This window comes from Zoogloea sp., from assembly GCF_023150065.1.
Lineage (GTDB): Bacteria > Pseudomonadota > Gammaproteobacteria > Burkholderiales > Rhodocyclaceae > Zoogloea.
In genome coordinates this window covers 47,681-65,266 of record NZ_JAKLLN010000023.1, presented here as the reverse complement: position 1 = coordinate 65,266, position 17,586 = coordinate 47,681, and the positions used below count along the sequence as shown (strand labels likewise).

The window sequence follows — 17,586 nt, the reverse complement described above, 5'->3', positions numbered from 1 at the left end:
GCTGGATATGAAAACGCCGGCTGAGGCATTCGCTTTAGCAGCGTGACCTGTGCAGGATTTGGTGGGTCAATACACGGTTTTATCGCGCAGCGTCCGGTGAACCGCAAGGTTATGCGTCTTTTCTTTACTCATGCCGAGCGAAGAACAACGAGTTCTTTAATAAAGATGCCATTGACCGTGCAGTCCTTGAAGTGCGCGCGCGCAATTCCTCGTGGGCCAGTACCGACCAAGAACTTAACTGCCTGCAGCAACTGATAACGTGTAGCAACTAGCTTTAGGTCAGAAAGATTCAGTGCTGCCGGAGAGGTACTTGCAAGAACCTCAATGACTTTACGGTAAGCGACAGCCTCCTGCTTTTGCAGCAGGGGATCGAGTGCAGGCGACGCAATCAAAAGACGCCATTCGTCAGCGTCGTCGTAGTAATACCAGGCAGCAAACGTTGGTGATGTTTCGACTTCATCCAGTTTTGTGATGAGCGCTATGGCGTCGCTGACTAGGCTTTCTACCAGTGCTTTTTCACCCATTGGAATACTCCGTGATTTGGTTCGTGAACTGCTTGGATCATTGAGGCAGCAGCAAAGGGATCCCAGAATGCGTACCGGCTTTCTTCGGACCAGTTGTTAGCGATGGCCCAGTATGCAGCCAGCTCTGAATCTGCTTTTGCGTCTGTATCGAATGCAGGTCGAAGACCTGCCGTGCCAAGCAAACTATCCAACTTATGCACGTAGATGGCATTGACAAAAGCCTTGTCCGGGATCGTATTTAGTTGGAAAAGCTTGGCAATACAGGCCTTGAGGGCGAGCTCGACCGCATAACCCGACAAGTAGTATGCAGAGGAGCAGCGATTTGCCTGCAACAGGAAGATGGCATCTTCGAGGCGCAAGAGCGCAAGCTTCTCCAAGTCAGCCTTGGTCATCATGGTGAGGCGTGTCCTTGAGACGCATAACGTAGAGCTAACCGGCAGCCAAAACGCGCAGCGTTTTGGCTGTCCGCGTTGAGCGCAATGTTAGAGGTTCTCACCTTTTTTTACCCGACCCGTATGAGCCAGGAAGCACCGGAGACCACCCTTGCTTTGGCTTCGATGCTTGACGTTCGCGGAGTTGCTTGGCATAGACTGCCGCCTGATACTCCAACGGAACACCACTCAAGTTTTTAGGGTATGCCGAGAAAACTCCATTTTCATCGATTAGAGAAATGCTCTTCGCCGTTCTCGAGCGTTTCTTATTCTTAACCGTGGGCTTAGTGGTCATAAGAACTCTAACGTGAAAGTGAGCGGCCTGCGTGGCTTTTCGCGCAGGTCCGCTCGACTGCAAGGTTATGCCTCATTTGGCGCCCCTCTCTTGGGGACAGGGTCGACTGGTTCGATTCCCTTCGTTTCCCTGTTGAACGCAAGTAGCAATGTGCGGCCGACAACCCTTGACGCATTAAGGCTCTCGACCATTGGTGCGTCTAGCGTGTGTGCGTGGAAGGAAGCCAAGAACTCCAAGAACGCCGCAATAGTCTCTTCGTATTCCCCTTCCGAAACGTCGGCATGGACGAGAAGCTTGAACGTGATACCGGACTCGGCTTCGGCGACGATTGAGAAGACAAGCGAATACGGTTGCTCCTTAGATATTTTCCCGGAGGAACCAAACAACGTGATCTGCGGTGCGGACGGCCCGAATAGCTTAGCTTGAAGCTTCTTCAATCCAGCCTTCAGCAGGCTGTAATGATCTTTCCCCATTTCCTTCAGGAAGCCGTCGAAATACGACTTGCCGATGTAAACAATAACTGCCGTGGGAAGAAGCCACTCCAGGGCGGCAAACGCCCCACCGTCTTCGCGTGACTGAACCTGAAGATTCAACTTCTCGGAGGAGATGGAATTGGTGAATCCGGCGAAAAGCTCAGCAGGGATGGATTCGAGGTGAATGACGGCTATGTCAGCTTGACGCATGGCGCCCACCTATAAGGCATAACGTTGTAGGTAAAGGGCGGCCCGCTTGCGGGACGTCCAGTGGAGGCCGCAGGCCGTAACGGCTTTGACCGGGATGTTAGAGGGCATTACTCTCGCCACCCCATGGCAAAGTAGTGATCAACACAGAAGGCAACCCCTTTCAGGCAAAGCTGTTGGCAACCGGATTGGGCGCAAAGCTTGTTGTCTGTGCCTCCACGTGCTTTGAGAACAAAGGCTTTTTGCGCTTCTACATCCTGAGCCTGCCAGTTGATATTGCTGCTTAGTTTTTTGGCAAAAGCGATATTGCCCTTATCCCATTCATCAACGCTCCAGAGTTGCCCGCATATTTGGCACTGACAACGTCTTACCCAGTTTTCATGCTCAATTGTCGTAAGGTCATCGAAGAAATCGGGCTGTGATTCAACCTTGATTAGTGCTTCCAATTGTGAGCAAAGGCACGGCATGGACTTACCCTCTAACGTGAAGTAGACGAAAAATGTCGCCTCTGGCGTCTTACACGACTGTCGCATAAGCCGCTAAGATGTGCTCAGTTGCTGTATATAAATACAGTAACTAAGGAGTTTTGCGTCATCATGTCGTCTACCCTTCTTGCGGCTCCCCCCTCGTCGCCCCGCTTGCTGGATCACGTTCGGGAGCGGATCAGGGTCAAGCATTACAGCCTGAGAACCGAGCAGGCTTATGTGGGATGGATTAAACGCTACATCTTCTTTCATGACAAGCGGCACCCGCGGGACATGGGCAAGGTGGAGGTGGAGGCGTTTCTGGGCGTGCTGGCAGTAGAGCGCAACGTGAGCGCGGCCACGCAAACCCAGGCGCTGTCGGCTTTGCTGTTCCTGTATCGGGAGGTGTTGGGTATCGAGTTGCCCTGGCTGGATGATCTGGTGCGTGCGAAGAAACCCAGGCGCTTGCCCTCGGTGTTGACCCGCTCTGAAGTGTCGGCCCTGCTGGGTGCGATGGATGATCCGGACGTCGTCCTTCCCGCACGGCTGCTGTATGGCGGTGGGCTGCGGCTTCTGGAATGCCTGCGTTTGCGGGTGAAGGATGTGGACGTGTCGCGGAGGGAGATCCTGGTGCGCGATGGCAAGGGGCAGAAGGACAGGGTCACGATGCTGCCGGAAAGCCTGGTGCCGCAGATGCAGGTGCAGATGGAAACGGTCAGACAACTGCATGCCGGGGATCTGGCAAACGGGCATGGGGAAGTGTGGTTGCCTGATGCACTGTCAGTTAAGTATCCGGGTGCGGCGAGTGTACTGGGTTGGGAGTATGTGTTTCCTGCGGGGTGAGCCCGCTGGATGCGGTGTTGTGAGTGTGCTGGCGGGGGCTTTGGTGTGGTGCAGCTGGGCGGGCGTGGGCGAATGAATTCGCCCTACAAAGGCAGCAGATCGTACGGGCGTTGTAGGGGGTGCATTCGCCCGCCGGGACTGATTGGGGCTTGGCGGGGCAGTGCGCGGGGAGGTCGAATGACTTCGACCCTGCCAAAAGAAAACCCCCGATTCGTCGGGGGTCTTGGGCTCAGTAGATCTCCCGCGTCTCCAGGAACTTGATGTCCGGAAACCGTTCCTGGGCCATTTGCAGGTTCACCCGGTTGGGGGCGAGGTAAACGTAGTCGCCGTTGCCGTCGAAGGCCATGTTGGCGGGGGATTTGTCGGCGAGGGTGCGCAGGTCGGCGTCGGAGCCGCGCAGCCAGCGGGCGGTGACGTAGCTGCAGGATTCGAACATCACGTCCACGCCGTATTCAAACTCCAGCCGGTGGGCGACCACGTCGAACTGCAGGGTGCCGACGGCGCCGAGGATGAGTTCGTTGGTGGTGGTGGGGCGGAAGAGCTGGGTGGCGCCTTCCTGGGCGAGCTGTTCGAGGCCTTTCTGAAGCTGCTTCATCTTCAGGGGGTTCTTGATCTGGGCGCGGCGGAAGTGTTCCGGGGCGAAGCTGGGGATGCCGGTGAATTGCAGGTCTTCGCCTTCGGTGAAGGTATCGCCCAGGTGGATGGTGCCGTGGTTGGGGATGCCGATGATGTCGCCGGCCCAGGCTTCGTCGGTGGTGTTGCGGTCTTGCGCCATGAAGGTGATGGCGTTGTTGATGGCGAGGCTCTTGCCGGTGGAGACCTGCTTGAGCTTGCCGCCGCGCTCGAAGCGGCCGGCGCAGACGCGGATGAAAGCGATGCGGTCACGGTGCTTCGGGTCCATGTTGGCCTGGATCTTGAACACGAAGCCGGAGAACTTGGGCTCGTCGGGCTGCACCTGGCGGCTCTTGGAGGGGCGGGCCAGGGGGGCGGGGGAGAGGTCCACCACCGCGTCGAGCAGGCTCTGTACGCCGAAGTTGTTGACCGCCGAGCCGAAGAACACCGGGCACTGCTTGCCGCCCAGGTAGGCGTCGCGGTCGAAGGTGTGGGAGGCGCCGCGCACCAGTTCGATGTCCATGCGCAGCTCGTCGGCCTGGTCGCCGATCACTTCATCCAGGCGCGGGTTGTCGAGGCCCTGGATGATCTCGGAGGTGCCTTTTTCGGCCTGGGGGTCGAAAAACTGGATGGTGTCGTTGTAGAGGTGATAGACGCCGCGGAAGCGCTTGCCCATGCCGATGGGCCAGGTCATGGGGGCGCACTGGATGCCCAGCACCGATTCGATTTCATCCAGCAGCTCGATGGGTTCGCGGCCTTCCCGGTCGAGCTTGTTGATGAAGGTGACGATGGGCGTGTCGCGCAGGCGGCAGACGTTGAGCAGCTTGATGGTTTGCGCTTCGACGCCATTCACCGAGTCGATGACCATGACCGCCGAGTCCACAGCGGTGAGGGTGCGGTAGGTGTCTTCGGAGAAATCTTCGTGGCCCGGGGTGTCGAGCAGGTTGATCACGCAGTCGCGGTACGGAAACTGCATCACCGACGAGGTCACCGAGATGCCGCGCTGCTTTTCCAGTTCCATCCAGTCGGAGGTGGCGTGGCGTGCGGCCTTGCGGGCGCGGATTTCGCCGGCCACCTGGATGGCGCCACCGAACCACAGGAGCTTTTCGGTCAGGGTGGTCTTACCCGCGTCGGGGTGGGAGATGATCGCGAAGGTGCGACGGCGGGCGATTTCCTGGGTGGCGGACATGGTGCGGTGCGAAAAGCTGAAAAGCCCGCGATTATACAAGGCCTTGCGTGATCTCCCCAGCGTGCGTCGCTCAGAACTCCATCAGCATCAGCCGTCGTCCGCCGGCCTCCCGCTTGCCCATCAGGCGGAAGCCCAGCCGGGCGAAGCGGCGGCTGCGGGCGGTGGATACCAGCAGGCGGCCGCTGGGGAAGTTCTCCATCACCCAGGCGATGCGTGTGGCGATGAGGCTGCGGGCAATGCCCTGGCCGCGGGCGTGCTCGGCGACGGCGGAGAGGTACAGGATGTGGGTGTCGCTGGCCCAGTCGGCGGCCTTGATGCCGCCTACGCCCACCACCTCGCCGTGCTGGCGGCAGATGAAGAAGTGCCGGTAGAAGGGCGGGGCGGCGGTCTGCAGCTGTTCGATGATGCGCGTCATGCCGTAGCGCTCGGGGTCGGCGAAGGCGCTGAGCAGGATGCGGGCCGCCGCCTCCCGTGTTTCGGCGTCGGTGGCCTCCAGGGGGCTGATGTGCAGTTCGCCCTTGGGCGCAGCGGTGTCGATAGCGTTCTCCTTGCCTGCCGGGTGGCCGGGCTGGACGCTATTGAAGCCGCGCGATGTTGCAGCCGTGTTGCGGTGGGCGCGGTGGGCGCCGGGCTCAGGGAACGACGAAGAAGCGGTATTTGCGGGGCAGGTTGCTGCGCAGCTGGATGGGGCCAGTGCGGGTGCGACCGGCGGCGCCGGGTTCGCGGGTGTACACCTTGACGTGGGCGGAGGGCTCGGTGAGCAGGCTGTCGGCATCGCAGCGGATCACGCCGCCTTCCGTTTGCCGGTTGATGCACTGGGACAGCCAGGCCGGGCCGGTGACGGGCGGCTCGGGCGGCGCCTCTTCGACAATGATCTCGGGGCTCTTGGTGCCGGGCTTGTCCGTGGCCTTGTCCGTGGCCTTGTCGGGGGTCTTGGCGGGGGCCTTGTCGTTACGTGGCGGGGCCTTGGGCCGGGGCGGAGCGGGGCGGCCGTTGCCTGCGTCGTCCCGGCTGCTGCCGGTGGATGCGGGACTGGCGTCCGGGGTGGAGGTGACGGGCGCGGTGGAGCAGGCCCCGAGGACGCAGGTCGTCAGGGTGGTGGCGAGAAGGGTGCGGAATAGGCTTGAAGTCATGGGATCGCAGGCCGAACAGCGCGCGATCTTAGCACGCCCGGAAGCGTCTCCTGGAGCGCCACAGGAGGGGCCGACATGCCTGCAGTGGCGGGCGCTGCCGTGTGCAGGGGGGCTGCAGGAGGCTGCCGGCCTCAGAAGGGGCGGGCCAGGCGGGTCGAGTTCTTCGGGTCGCGGAAGACCAGGGGGTGTACCGTGCCGGGCTTTTCGGCTTCGGCCAGGGCCGCGTCGATGAGGCCGTGGTCGGGTGACTTGGGGCACACCGGGTCGGTGGCGCTCGGGTCGCCGGTGAGCATGAAGGCCTGGCAGCGGCAGCCACCGTGGTCCTTGTCCTTGTCTTCGCAGCTTTGGCAGGTTTCCGGCAGCCAGGCGGTGCCGCGGAAGCGGTTGAAGAGGGGCGAGTCGTGCCAGATCCAGTCGATGCCGTGATCGCGTACGTTGGGAAACTCAAGCCCCGGCAGCATGCGGGCGGTGTGGCAGGGCAGGGCGAGGCCGTCGGGGGTGACGGAGAGGAAGACTTCACCCCAGCCGTTCATGCACTTTTTCGGCTTTTTGGACTGGTAGTCGGGGGTGACGAAGAGAATGCGCATCTTCTTGCCCAGGCGGGCCTTCCAGCGTTCGGTCACTGCCTCGGCTTCGGCCAGCTGGGCGGCGGTGGGCATCAGGGCTTCCCGGTTGAGGAAGGCCCAGCCGTGGTACTGGGTGTTGGCCAGCTCCAGGTACTCGGCGCCGATCTCCACGGCCATCTCGATGATGCGGTCGAGGTGGTCGATGTTGGTCCGGTGCAGCACGCAGTTGATCACCGTGGGGTAGCCGGCGGCCTTGGTCATGGCCGCTACCTTGCGCTTGAGGTCGAAGGTGCGGGTGTTGGTGATGAGGTCGTTGGCCTCACGGGTGGCGTCCTGGAAGGACAGCTGGATGTGGTCGAGGCCGGCGTCCTTGAGGGCGGCCAGGCGGGCCTCGGTGAGGCCCACGCCGGAGGTGATGAGGTTGGTGTAGAAGCCCAGCCCGCGGGCCTCGCGGACGAGGATCTCGATGTCGTCCCGCAGCAGGGGCTCGCCGCCGGAGATGCCGAACTGGGCGGCGCCCAGGGCGCGGGCCTCACGGATGACCTTGAGCCAGTCGTCGGTGGACAGCTCGGGCCCGGCTTGGGCGAAGTCCACCGGGTTGTAGCAGAAGGCACAGTGCAGCGGGCAGCGGTAGGTGACTTCGGCCAGCAGCCACAGGGGGCCGGGGCGGCGCTGCATGGCGTCGGGCGGAACGAGCAGGGTGTCCATCAGTCGGTGTTCCAGGTGATCCAGTTCTGGGCGTCGGCCATCTCCAGGAAGGCCTCGACTTCGGGGGCCAGGCCGCTGGCGTTGAAGGCGGCCTCCAGGTCGGCCACGATCTGCGACACCGTGCGCGCGCCGTCACAGCGTTTGAGGATCTCCCCCGCGCTCTGGTTGAGCTTGACCATGCCCTCCGGGTAGAGCAGCACATGGGCCTGCTGGGCGGGCTCCCATTGAAAGCGGAACAGGCGGTTGATGGCGGGGCGGGCGGGGTTCATCTCGGGCGTCTCGGTGAGGTTCGGGCTTGCCCGTGTGGGATCAGGCGGCCTGGGCCAGGCCGTACTTGACCATCATCGCGTCGTTCATGGACCACAGGATGTCCAGCTTGAACTTGAGGATTTCCAGGGCGCGTTCCTGCTGGGCGCGGGTGTCGAAGTAGCCGAGGGTGATGGCCAGGCCCTGTTCCACGTCGCGGCGGGCCTGGGTGACCCGGTTGCGGAAGTACTGCAGGCCCTCGGTTTCGATCCACGGATAGTGCTCGGGCCAGTTGGCCAGGCGCTGCTTGTGGATGGTGGGGGCGAAGAGTTCGGTGAGGCTGGAGCACACCGACTCCTGCCAGGGGCGCTGGCGGCAGAAGTTGAGGTAGGCGTCGCAGGCAAAGCGCACGGCGGGAATCACGTGGCGCTGGTCCACGATCTCCTCCCGCGACAGGCCCACCGCCTGGCCCAGGCGCAGCCAGGCCTCGATGCCGCCGGCGTCGTCGCCGTGGCCGTCGTGGTCGAGGATGCGCTGGATCCATTCGCGCCGCACTTCCCGGTCGGGGCAGTTGGACATCACCGCCGCGTCCTTCTGGGGAATGATGATCTGGTAGTAGTAGCGGTTGGCCACCCAGCCCTGGATCTGCTCCCGCGTGGCCTTGCCGGTGTTGAGCATGACGTTGAAGGGGTGGTGGATGTGATACGCGCTGCCCTTGTCGCGCAGTTGCGCTTCAAACTCTTCGGGCGTCCAGGGGCGAAGGGGTGTGCTCACAGGTCGATCTCCATGCCGTCGTAGGCCACCTCGATTCCGGCGGCGGTGAGGGTTGCCCGTTCCGTCGAGCGCTCGTCGAGAATGGGGTTGGTGTTGTTGATGTGGATGAGCACGCGGCGGATGTGCCGGGGCAGGCGGGCGAGCTGCTCGATCATGCCGCCTGGGCCGCTCTGGGCCAGGTGGCCGATGTCCCGGGCGCGCTTTTTGGAAAGGCCCAGGGTGATCATCTCGTCGTCGGTCCAGAAGGTCCCGTCCACCATCACGCAGTCGGCGGCGCTCATGGCGGCAAACACCGCGTCGTCAATCTCGGCCAGGCCCGGGGCGTAGAACACGCGCCGGCCAGTGGCGGGGTCGTGGATGCACAGGCCCACGTTGTCGCCCGGTACCGGATTGCCCCGGTGGGGTGAGTAGGGTGGGGCGGCCGACAGCAGGGGCAGGGCCTGCCACTCCAGGCGCGCGCTGCCTTCCGGGTGGAAGGGGGCGCCGTGGGCGGGCAGGGGCCGGCGGTCGATGCCGCAATAGTGTTCAAGCAGGTGCAGGATGGGGTTGCCCCGAGTCAGATCTTCATGGACCGGGTCGGTGCACCACACGGGCCAGGGGCTGCCTTTTTCGCGCAGCATGTAGAGGCCGGTGGTGTGGTCGATCTGGGCGTCCACCAGCACGATGGATTCGATGCCGCAGCCGCGCAGCCCGGCCGTTGGCCAGCTGCCCGGAAAGGCCTGGAACTGCTGGAGGATGTCGGGGGAGGCATTGACCAGGGTCCAGTGGTCGCCATCGGCGCTCACGGCAATGGATGACTGGGTGCGGCGCTGATACGCGGCGTGGCCTTCACGCACGGCCTTGCAGTTGCGGCAGTTGCAGTTCCACTGGGGAAAGCCACCACCGGCGGCCGAGCCGAGAACACGGATTTTCATGGGGAATGGGGAGAAGGCGTTGAGGCAGCGCCGGCCCTGGGGGCAAGGCCGGCGCCGGATGCGGATTACTTGGCCGCGATGTACATGGTGATTTCAAAGCCGAAACGCAGGTCGCAAGCTTGGGGGGTGGTCCAGGTCATGGTCAGTCTCCAGTATTTGGGTTGGGTTTGTCCGGCCAGCGCAGGGGCATGACCGTGGAGCAGAGTGTTGCAAAGGCCGGCATACTCCCGCCTCACGAAAATCATGATTCGCGGTGTGTGCCGCGTTTGCCCATTGAAATCATGACCATGTCTGTTGAAGCCAGCTTCCAGTTGCCTGTCGGGGACGGGCATTGCCTGTGGGTGCAGACCCTCGGCCAGCCCGGCGGTGAGCCGGTGCTGGTGGTGCACGGAGGCCCCGGCAGTGGGTGCAGCCCCCGTTTTGCCGAGCTCTACGACCCGGCCTTGCAGTACGTGGTGCTGCCCGATCAGCGCGGGGCAGGGCGGTCGACGCCGGTGGGTGGGCTCGGCGCCAACACCACGGTCCACCTTGTCGCCGATCTGGAAACCCTGCGCCGCCATCTGGGCATCGCCCGCTGGCGGGTGACTGGCGGCTCCTGGGGGGCGACTCTGGCCATCGCTTATGCGGCGGCCCACCCGGGGGCGGTCATCGATGTGCTGCTGCGCAGCGTGTTCATCCCGTCACGGGCGCGGGTGGAGGCCTTCTTTGCCGGCGGGCCGTCCCTTGATGCGCTGGCGGCTGGCCTTGATCAGCCCGATCCGGCCGCTGCGCGGGCGACTGCCCTGGCCTGGTGGCAGCACGAGGCGGCGATGAGCGGTGCATCGATCCCCCCTTCGCCCGACACGCCGGCGCTGGATCGGCTGGTGCTCAAGTACCGTCTCCAGGCCCACTACCTGCGGGCCGGCTGTTTTCTGGGCGATGGTGGTTTTGACGCGGCCTGTGCCCGCCTGGCCGAGGCGCGACTTCCCGTCACCCTGATCCACGGCCGCGACGACCGGGTGTGCCCGCCCGACAACGCCCTGACGGTGCATGCCCGCCTGCCCGGTAGCCGGCTGGTATGGGCCGAGGGCTGTGGCCATGACCCCTTTCACCCCGCCATGCAGGCCGCCTGGCGGGCGGCCTTGCGGCCCTGCGATTGAAGCCATGCCCCGACACCTGCTCTACCTGATCGTCTTCATCGAAGGCTTCTGCTCCCTGGGGGCCGAGGTCATCGCCCTGCGCCGGCTGGTGCCCCATGTGGGCAGCTCCATCGTCATCACCGCGCCTACCATCGGCCTGTTTCTGCTGGCCCTCGCCCTGGGTTATGCCTCGGGGGCGAAGGTGAGCGAACGTTTCACCGCCGTTGTGGCGCGCAACTTTCTGCTGTCGGCCTTGCTGGTGGGTCTGGGCCTGGCCCGGGTGATGGTGGACGGCCTGTTTGCCCACCTGCAGCCGGCGGGGGTGGCTTATGTGCTGTTCATCGGCGGTGTGCTGTGCCCGGTGGCCTGGCTGCTGGGGCAGACCGTGCCGGTGCTCACCAACCTCATGAAGCACATGCGCACCGGTGAGGCCAGCGGCTACGCCCTGTACTGGTCCACCCTCGGCTCCTTCCTGGGGTCGGTGAGCCTGTCGCTGCTGGTGATGCAGTGGCTGGGTGTGTCGGTGGCGGTGCTGGCGTGTGCGCTGCTGCTGGCGGTGGGCAGCCTGCTGCTGGCCGAGGCCGGCTGGCGGCGCTGGGGCACGGCCGTGGCCGTCGGGCTGGTGGCCACGGCGATCAACCTGTTTGCCCCGAGCGCGGTGGTGGACACCGCCTACGCCGATTACGCGGTGGAGGGGGTAAGCCTGCCGGAGCACGCCGACCCCCGCGCCTTCTTCGTCAATAACTCGCTTGCGTCGTTGGTGGACGACAGCACGCCACCGCGCTACGCCCGCTACGTGCAGCATCTGCGCAAGCTGCTGCTGGAGGACCTGGCCTTCAAGGGGCGCTCGGTGCTGGTGCTGGGCGCGGGGGGCTTCACCCTCTCCCACCAGGAGCCCGTCAACCGCTACACCTACGTGGACATCGACCCGAAGATCCGCGAGATCGCCGAGACGCGCTTTCTCAGGGCGCCGATCCGCGGTGAGTTCGTGGTGGATGACGCCCGCCGCTACGTGCGTGCCACGGCCGAACGCTACGATGCGGTGGTGGTGGATGTGTTCAGCAGCCACACCTCCATCCCCGGCCATCTGGTGACTCGGGAGTTCTGGCAGGACACCCGCCGGGCCCTGGCGCCCGATGGCGTGCTGCTGGCCAATCTAATCCTCGACGGCAAGCTGGAAACGCCCTACGCCCGCAACCTGCTGGCCACCATCGAGAGCGTGTTCGGGCGTTGCGGGGTGGATGTGCTTCACCGGGGCAAGCCCCTCTCCAACGTGGTCGTGAGCTGCTACGCCAGCAGCCAGCCGGGTGCGATCACACCCTATTCGGACGAGCGCAACGGGGCCGATCTGGACTTGGCGCGCTCGCGCTGAATGGTGATGCGGGGCAATTGATTCGGGTCAATGAGGCGGCGGGGCCAGGCGGCATACGATCCGTTCCACAACCCGCCTGGCGGGTTTCCCCATACCCAACATCCAATCAAAGAGAGCCCCATGCTGACCTCCCGACTCCTCCCCCTGATCCTCGTTGGCCTGCTGGCCGCCTGCGGCAAGTCCGAAGCGCCGCCCGCTGCGGCCCCCGCCGCTGCGCCTGCGCCGGTGGCTGCCGCCCCGGCTCCTGCCCCCGCTGCGGCCGATGGCGGCAAGGGTGCCGACATCTTCAAGAAGACCTGCGCCATGTGCCACCAGACCGGTGTGGCCGGCGCACCCAAGCTCGGCGACAAGGCCGACTGGGGCCCGCGCATCGCCCAGGGCAATGACACCCTCTACAAGCACGCCATCGAGGGCTTCAACGGCAGCAAGGGCGCCATGCCGCCGAAGGGTGGCAGCCCGTCCCTGAGCGACGACGAAATCAAGGAAGTGGTGAACTTCATGGTCGCCAAAGCCCAGTAAGAGGCTTTGCACCCCACGATTAGATCTTTGTCTCCTTCTCACCTCAGCGCGTAACCCCCCACGCGCCAAGGCCCGGTCGTCACCATGCGGCCGGGTTTTTTTTGCCTGTTGTCACCGGGCAACGATGACAGCCGTTTTCCGGCGACTATCCTGAGAGTCAGAGCCCGCAACATTCTCAGACGACAGGGGAGGGAGAGATGGAGATCCGTGCGGCCGTAGGCGCCTGGGAACAGGGCGCGCGCAACGAGCGCCAGGACGTTGAAACCGTACAGTCGGCCCTGACCCGGCTGGCGCGCCAGCCCGGCTGGGAGGGCGCGGATCCGGAGGGGGTGGATGGGAGCATTGCCCGCCCACCGCGCAAGTCGGCCACGGTAAAGGCCATCCGGGCCTTTCAGGTGGTAGCGGGGCTGGAGCCCGGCGGCGTGCTCACGCCGGCTGGCGACGGCTGGCGGCGGCTGGTGCAATTGCTGGCGGACACCCCCCGGCCACCGGGCGGGGATGCGGTCTTCCCCTTTGCCCGGCCGGCGGTGGCTGACTGGACCCATCCACCCCGTTCCTTTGGCTCCCGGCGCAGTGGTGGGCGGCGTGCCCATGCGGGCTGCGATCTGTATGCCCCGGTGGGGCGCGCCATCCACGCCGTGCGCGATGGGGTGGTGATCCGCGACCCCTATGCCTTCTATGCCCAGACCGACGCCCTGGAGATCGACCATGGGGATTTCGTGATCCGCTATGGTGAGATCAAGCCCGACTGCACCCTGCGCAAGGGCGAGCACGTCAAGGCCGGGCAGGTGATCGCCCGGGTGGGGCTGCTGGTGGGCATCCAGGTACCCAGTGCCATGCTGCACCTGGAGATGTACGACGGCAGTGGCACGGGCAGCCTGACGGTGCCCGAGAACCTGTCAGCGCGGACGGCCGACGGGGTGCCCTTTCTGCGTCGTGCCGATCTGCTCGACCCGACCCCGTTTCTCAATGAATGGCGCAAATGGCTGGCGGGTGCATGAGGCGGGTACTGGCGCTGGTTGGCTGGCTGCTGGCCGGCCCGCTGCTGGCCGCGTCGCCCTGTGAGTCGGGGCCGCCGGCCGGGGCCGGGCAGGGGGTGGTCCTGCAACTGGATTTTGATGGTGACGGGCGGCAGGACCGGGCGTGGTTTCTGCCGGCGGGCGCCCTGCCGGACGTTCGCGGGCGGGCCACCGACCCGTGGCGGCGTGTGCAGCGCCCCCTCGATGCACAGCTGGCCGCGCTGGTGGTGGACCGGGGGCGGGGCGCTTCCGCCTGCGTGCTGATCCAGAACCGGCGCTTTTTTGCCACCCCGATCTGGGAGGACGGGCCGCCGCCTGTCGGGGTTCTCCAGCGCAGTTCGGCCCAGGCCCGCGCCTGGCGCGGGATGACCCGGGGCTGGCGGGGAGAAGGCGTGCTGCTGGGTACCGAGGCGGGGGTCGATCTGCTGCTTTACTGGGACGGTCGCCAGCCCCGTATCGCCCAGGGGCGCGACCTGCCCTGAGGCCCCATTTGAGGGAGGAAAGAGCCATGCCTGCGCGATTCAAGTATGCCCGGGACTTCATCATCGGCGGGCCGGGAGCGGCCCAGCTGACACCCAGCTTCCAGCTGCGCGAGTACGCCCGCCACGACGGCACCATCTACATCCACCGGGAGCTGGCGGGTTCCATCCAGGTGTTGCGGGACGCCGTGGGCATGCCCCTGCAGATTGACTCGGTGCTGCCGGCCGAGGGGCTGGGGGTGGGGCTGGAAGGGCGCTTCGTGTGGGTGACGGCGGCGCGTCTGGCGGAGGTGCACAAGTCGGCCAGCCGGCTGGCCCAGGAAGGGCATTTCCGGCAGGTGGAGCTGCGGGGCGAGCGGCTCTACCTGGAGATGCCCGACCCGGCAGCGTTGCCAGCCCTGCGCCCGGAGCTGGCGATTGCCAACGCCCTGCGGGTTACGGCAGCCTTCGAGACCAGCGGCGACCCGTTTCAGCAGGTGACGGGCAACTTCGATGGGGCGGGGCTGTCCTTCGGGCCCCTGCAGGTCAATCTCAAGACCGGCACCCTGCAGGAGCTGTTCCGGCGCTTCGAGGCCCGCAACGGCCCAGCGCTGCAGGCCTGCTTTGGCGCCCTGTGGCCCGATTGGCAGGCCGTGCTGCGCTTGCCCAGCCGGGCCCGGCAGATCGCCTGGGCCGACGCCCTGAGCCGGGGCGGGCGCAAGACCGACTTCGACCCGGCCTGGAAGGCGGCCCTGCAGGCGGTGGGGCGCACCCCGGATTTCTATGCCGAGACTCTGGCTTACGCCTATGACGTGTATGGGCGCAAGCTGATCGCCGCCCTGTCGTGGCTGCACGGGCTCAAACCGATCCGCATCGACAACCTGCGCTGTCTGGCGTCGCTCTATGACCTGTGCGTGCAGCAGGGCAGCCTGGACAAGGCCCGGGACGCCATCAGGGCGCGGGTGGAGCGGGAGGGCCCCGCCGACCAGTTTGCCCTGACCCGGATCGCGGTGGAGGAGCGCGGCAAGACGGCACTGCCCGAGTGGCGCGCCGACTGCGTCAGCCGGCGCCTGTGCGTCCTGGAGCGGGAGCCGGTGCCCGTGAGCCTGAATGGCAAGTCGGCCGAACGGGACAATCCCCAGCTCTACCTGCTGCGCAATGCCCCCGTGAGCCGCATCGAGCAGTACCTTCTTTAAAGAGGGGACGCGCGCCGGGCGGCGCAGGTCAGTGGTGCTGGTGCCCGCCGCTCAGGCTCTTGATCAGGTCCCGGGTGATGTCCGGGTACTGCAGCAGCTTGCCGCCCTGGGCCTTGATGTGGGCGTCGGCGGCTTCGCGGGTGGCGAAGGCCGGGAGGTTGGGATCGTTCATGGGGCCGAGGGCCTTCGAGCCGGTGACGTAGAAGGCCTTTTTCGCATCCACCCAGGCTTTGGTGCCGTAGTCGGCCACCCAGATGGCGCCCACGTCGGCCGGCTTGTGCTGCTTGTCGAAGACGATCATGTTGTTGAGAAAACGGAACATGTCCACCGGCGAGTCGAAGGTGCTGGCGGTCTGGTCGTTGAAGACGATCTGGCCCATCCACTGGGGCGTGCGGTAGGGATACATGCCGCACACCGGGCAGCGGGTGGAGCGCTGCACGTACTGGGGTGACAGGTCGGCCGCCGCCGCGGGGGCGGCTGGTGCCAGGCCCAGGAAGGTGGTGGCGAGCAGGGTGCAGAGGAGGCGGGGCATCATGTTTGGCGGGCTCCGGTGGAAGACGTGACGCTGCCGAGCAGCGGGTCGGCCAGGATGGCGGTGATGAGGCGCTGGAGGTTGTCCCAGGGGGCGGCGCCCGCCACGGTGAGCGGGTCGTGGTGCAGCACGCCGTCGGCGGCGTGGAGGTGATTGGGGTAGGTGGCCAGATCGGCGTGGAGGGGCGCGGTGTCGATGCGCAACTCGGCCTCGCCCCATACCCAGGTGAAGGCGTAGGCGTGGGGGTCGGCGACCCGGGCTTCCAGGCTGACGCCATTGGCGAGGTGGACGATGAGGGCGTCGAGCTTGAGCTCCACGGCCCGCTCCAGGTGCTCGCCAAAGTGCTCTTCAAGGCGCGCGGCCAGATCGATATGCATGCTCATCGCCCCTGGCTCTCCTCGATGCGGGCGGCCAGATCGGCGCGCACCTGGGTGCCCAGGTCGGTAAGGATGCGGGCTGACAGGTAGTGCTCGTAGGACGGATGCTCGGGCAGTTCGCCCCGGCGGATGCAGTCGAGGGCCTGGGGGGCGTCGGCGGCACCGAGGCGGGCGAGCATCTCGTCGCGGGCGGCGCGGACCTCGTACATGAGCCGGGCGATCTGCTCGATCTCCATGGCGTCTTCGGGGGGGATGGTGCTGTAGATCGGGTCCATCGGCTTACATTCTCTGGTCGTGGAGGGCACCGCCGTCGAGGCGGGCCATGTCGGGGGTGATCTCGGCGAAGGGGTGCACCTTGCCGCCCTCGGCGTCGGCAAACTTCTGGGCGCCTTCGCGTGTGCCGAAAGATGGGATGGTGGGCCCCATGGCGCCGCGCTTCTTCGAGCCGACCACGTAAAAGGCGACCTTGACGTCGATCCAGGCGCCCTTGGGAGCGGCCCAGTCGGCCTTGTCCATGTCCTGCACGTAGGCGGCGGCCACCTTGCGGGCCTGCTCGGGCTTGAGCAGCAGGGAGAACATTTCGGTGGTGTCGCAGAAGAACTCGGGTTCGGGCTGGCCGGCGTAGTGGATCTGGGCCTTGGGCCCGGGGTAGTCGGCGAGGAGCATGCCGTCCAGGGCGCAGTAGGTGTCCTGGGCGATCTCCCTGGGGGTGACGGTGCTGGTGCTGTTCTGGCCGCAGGCGGCGAGCAGGCTGGCGGCCACCAGCAGCACGGCAGTGTGGGCGAGGAGGGGCGGAATCTTCATCGTTCGAATCTCCAGATGGCGACGGCCAGGGGGCCGACGATCCAGGCGAGCATGACGCCGCCAAGGGTGGCGGGGTTGCTCAGGGCTTCGGGAAAGACGGTGGCAAGGCCGTAGAGGGTGCGTACCTCGTCCAGGCTGAAGACGTTGAGGATGCGGAAAACGTCGGCCGGGTTGAGGAGCAGCAGGTAGGGAAACACCGCGCCGCCGTATTCGCCGGCGGTGACGACGAGGGCGCCGAGGATCAGCAGGTCGAACACCAGCACGAAGAAGAACCAAGTGCCGATGGCCAGGCCCGAAGCCCGGGTGCGGTCGGTGGCGAAGACCGACAGCATCACCGCGAGGCTCAGGAAGGCGAAGCCCAGCAGGATGGCCGACAGCATGAAGCCGGCGTAGTGGAAGAGGGCGCTCAGGCTGAGGCTGGGGGACAGGATGACGCCCACCGCGCCAAAGCCGGCCACGGTGGAGAAGGCCAGGGCCCCGGCCAGGCCGGTGTACTTGCCGAGGATCAGCTCCTTGCGGGTGATGGGCAGGGTCAGCAGCAGGTCGAGGGAGCCCCGTTCGCGCTCGCCGACGATGGCATCGAAGCCGAGGATCAGGGCGATCAGGGGGATGAGGTAGATCACCAGGCTGACCAGGGAGGCGATGGTCACGTCGATGGAGCGAAAGCCCACCGCGCCCTGCTGGGCGGCGCCGAAGTAGGCGATGACCAGGGCGAACACGGTGAACACGATGGACACGGCCAGCACCCAGCGGTTGCGGATGCGGTCCCAGAATTCCTTGCCGGCGACGATGCCGATCTGTCTGAAGTCGAT

At 65.4% G+C, this 17,586-nt stretch carries 24 protein-coding genes; 7 read left to right on the top strand and 17 right to left on the bottom strand.

Annotated features, from left to right (window positions below; translation table 11 throughout):
- Nucleotides 1-128: 128 nt before the first annotated feature.
- The 4 genes from L6Q67_RS19940 to L6Q67_RS19925 all read right to left on the bottom strand — a co-directional run bounded on the left by L6Q67_RS19940 (nt 129) and on the right by L6Q67_RS19925 (nt 2,376).
- Nucleotides 129-524 (bottom strand): hypothetical protein, encoded by a 396-nt coding sequence (locus L6Q67_RS19940; RefSeq protein ID WP_296573774.1) that lies wholly within the window; start codon nt 522-524, stop codon nt 129-131.
- A complete protein-coding gene (locus L6Q67_RS19935; RefSeq protein WP_296573770.1) occupies nt 503-919 on the bottom strand; it encodes a hypothetical protein in 417 nt (138 codons plus the stop codon). Before L6Q67_RS19935 ends, L6Q67_RS19940 begins: the two co-directional genes overlap by 22 nt.
- 396 nt (nt 920-1,315) lie before the next feature.
- Nucleotides 1,316-1,933 carry a hypothetical protein gene (locus L6Q67_RS19930; protein ID WP_296573767.1) on the bottom strand — a complete coding sequence of 206 codons (618 nt, stop codon included), beginning with the start codon at nt 1,931-1,933 and terminating at the stop codon, nt 1,316-1,318.
- 107 nt (nt 1,934-2,040) lie between these two features.
- Nucleotides 2,041-2,376, bottom strand: coding sequence for a hypothetical protein (locus L6Q67_RS19925; RefSeq protein ID WP_296573764.1), 336 nt, complete (start codon nt 2,374-2,376; stop codon nt 2,041-2,043).
- 150 nt (nt 2,377-2,526) lie between these two features.
- On the opposite strand from L6Q67_RS19925, the gene L6Q67_RS19920 reads away from it, so the two are divergent.
- Nucleotides 2,527-3,237, top strand: a complete 711-nt coding sequence (locus L6Q67_RS19920) for an integron integrase (protein WP_296573762.1) — start codon at nt 2,527-2,529, stop codon at nt 3,235-3,237.
- Between the two features lie 229 nt (nt 3,238-3,466).
- Here the strand turns inward: L6Q67_RS19920 and L6Q67_RS19915 are convergent, their stop codons facing one another.
- The 8 genes from L6Q67_RS19915 to pqqA form a co-directional block, all read right to left on the bottom strand.
- Entirely contained in the window at nt 3,467-5,038 is a 1,572-nt protein-coding gene (locus L6Q67_RS19915; protein WP_296573758.1) for a peptide chain release factor 3, read from the bottom strand.
- A gap of 70 nt (nt 5,039-5,108) precedes the next feature.
- Nucleotides 5,109-5,453, bottom strand: a complete 345-nt coding sequence (locus L6Q67_RS19910; RefSeq protein ID WP_296573755.1) for a GNAT family N-acetyltransferase — start codon at nt 5,451-5,453, stop codon at nt 5,109-5,111.
- 217 nt (nt 5,454-5,670) lie between these two features.
- Nucleotides 5,671-6,171 (bottom strand): hypothetical protein, encoded by a 501-nt coding sequence (locus L6Q67_RS19905; protein WP_296573752.1) that lies wholly within the window; start codon nt 6,169-6,171, stop codon nt 5,671-5,673.
- A 131-nt stretch (nt 6,172-6,302) separates the two neighbouring features.
- Complete coding sequence (gene pqqE / locus L6Q67_RS19900) at nt 6,303-7,445, bottom strand: pyrroloquinoline quinone biosynthesis protein PqqE (protein ID WP_296573750.1); 1,143 nt, start codon at nt 7,443-7,445, stop codon at nt 6,303-6,305.
- The gene (gene pqqD / locus L6Q67_RS19895; RefSeq protein ID WP_296573747.1) at nt 7,445-7,714 is read right to left on the bottom strand and encodes a pyrroloquinoline quinone biosynthesis peptide chaperone PqqD; all 270 of its coding nucleotides are present in this window, start codon (nt 7,712-7,714) and stop codon (nt 7,445-7,447) included. The genes pqqE and pqqD overlap by 1 nt, the downstream gene beginning before the upstream one ends.
- Before the next feature lie 40 nt (nt 7,715-7,754).
- Complete coding sequence (pqqC, locus tag L6Q67_RS19890; protein WP_296573744.1) at nt 7,755-8,465, bottom strand: pyrroloquinoline-quinone synthase PqqC; 711 nt, start codon at nt 8,463-8,465, stop codon at nt 7,755-7,757.
- Nucleotides 8,462-9,379 carry a pyrroloquinoline quinone biosynthesis protein PqqB gene (gene pqqB, locus L6Q67_RS19885; RefSeq protein WP_296573733.1) on the bottom strand — a complete coding sequence of 306 codons (918 nt, stop codon included), beginning with the start codon at nt 9,377-9,379 and terminating at the stop codon, nt 8,462-8,464. Before pqqB ends, pqqC begins: the two co-directional genes overlap by 4 nt.
- A 65-nt stretch (nt 9,380-9,444) precedes the next feature.
- Entirely contained in the window at nt 9,445-9,519 is a 75-nt protein-coding gene (pqqA, locus tag L6Q67_RS24575; protein ID WP_139379539.1) for a pyrroloquinoline quinone precursor peptide PqqA, read from the bottom strand.
- Nucleotides 9,520-9,660: 141 nt separating this feature from the next.
- Between pqqA and L6Q67_RS19880 the strand changes: the two genes are divergently transcribed.
- The 6 genes from L6Q67_RS19880 (at nt 9,661) to L6Q67_RS19855 (ending at nt 15,061) form a co-directional block, all read left to right on the top strand.
- Nucleotides 9,661-10,518, top strand: coding sequence for an alpha/beta fold hydrolase (locus L6Q67_RS19880; protein WP_296573730.1), 858 nt, complete (start codon nt 9,661-9,663; stop codon nt 10,516-10,518).
- A 4-nt stretch (nt 10,519-10,522) separates the two neighbouring features.
- Nucleotides 10,523-11,869, top strand: a complete 1,347-nt coding sequence (locus tag L6Q67_RS19875) for a fused MFS/spermidine synthase (protein ID WP_296573727.1) — start codon at nt 10,523-10,525, stop codon at nt 11,867-11,869.
- A gap of 120 nt (nt 11,870-11,989) precedes the next feature.
- Entirely contained in the window at nt 11,990-12,388 is a 399-nt protein-coding gene (locus tag L6Q67_RS19870; RefSeq protein ID WP_296573724.1) for a c-type cytochrome, read from the top strand.
- Nucleotides 12,389-12,585: 197 nt separating this feature from the next.
- Nucleotides 12,586-13,389 (top strand): peptidoglycan DD-metalloendopeptidase family protein, encoded by an 804-nt coding sequence (locus L6Q67_RS19865; RefSeq protein ID WP_296573721.1) that lies wholly within the window; start codon nt 12,586-12,588, stop codon nt 13,387-13,389.
- Nucleotides 13,386-13,889: a hypothetical protein gene (locus L6Q67_RS19860; RefSeq protein WP_296573718.1), complete on the top strand. Its 504-nt coding sequence runs from the start codon at nt 13,386-13,388 to the stop codon at nt 13,887-13,889. Before L6Q67_RS19865 ends, L6Q67_RS19860 begins: the two co-directional genes overlap by 4 nt.
- A 26-nt stretch (nt 13,890-13,915) precedes the next feature.
- Nucleotides 13,916-15,061, top strand: a complete 1,146-nt coding sequence (locus L6Q67_RS19855) for a hypothetical protein (RefSeq protein WP_296573715.1) — start codon at nt 13,916-13,918, stop codon at nt 15,059-15,061.
- 28 nt (nt 15,062-15,089) lie between these two features.
- On the opposite strand, the gene L6Q67_RS19850 is transcribed toward L6Q67_RS19855, so the two are convergent.
- Genes L6Q67_RS19850 through L6Q67_RS19830 form a run of 5 tightly spaced genes read right to left on the bottom strand, consistent with a single transcriptional unit; the run spans nt 15,090 to nt 17,586 of the window.
- Nucleotides 15,090-15,596 (bottom strand): nitrous oxide reductase accessory protein NosL, encoded by a 507-nt coding sequence (locus L6Q67_RS19850; protein WP_296573712.1) that lies wholly within the window; start codon nt 15,594-15,596, stop codon nt 15,090-15,092.
- Nucleotides 15,593-15,976, bottom strand: coding sequence for a hypothetical protein (locus tag L6Q67_RS19845; protein ID WP_296573710.1), 384 nt, complete (start codon nt 15,974-15,976; stop codon nt 15,593-15,595). The genes L6Q67_RS19850 and L6Q67_RS19845 overlap by 4 nt, the downstream gene beginning before the upstream one ends.
- Nucleotides 15,973-16,245 (bottom strand): hypothetical protein, encoded by a 273-nt coding sequence (locus L6Q67_RS19840; RefSeq protein WP_296573706.1) that lies wholly within the window; start codon nt 16,243-16,245, stop codon nt 15,973-15,975. The genes L6Q67_RS19845 and L6Q67_RS19840 overlap by 4 nt, the downstream gene beginning before the upstream one ends.
- A gap of 4 nt (nt 16,246-16,249) precedes the next feature.
- Nucleotides 16,250-16,774, bottom strand: coding sequence for a nitrous oxide reductase accessory protein NosL (locus L6Q67_RS19835; RefSeq protein WP_296573703.1), 525 nt, complete (start codon nt 16,772-16,774; stop codon nt 16,250-16,252).
- Entirely contained in the window at nt 16,771-17,586 is an 816-nt protein-coding gene (locus L6Q67_RS19830) for an ABC transporter permease subunit (protein ID WP_367171659.1), read from the bottom strand. The genes L6Q67_RS19835 and L6Q67_RS19830 overlap by 4 nt, the downstream gene beginning before the upstream one ends.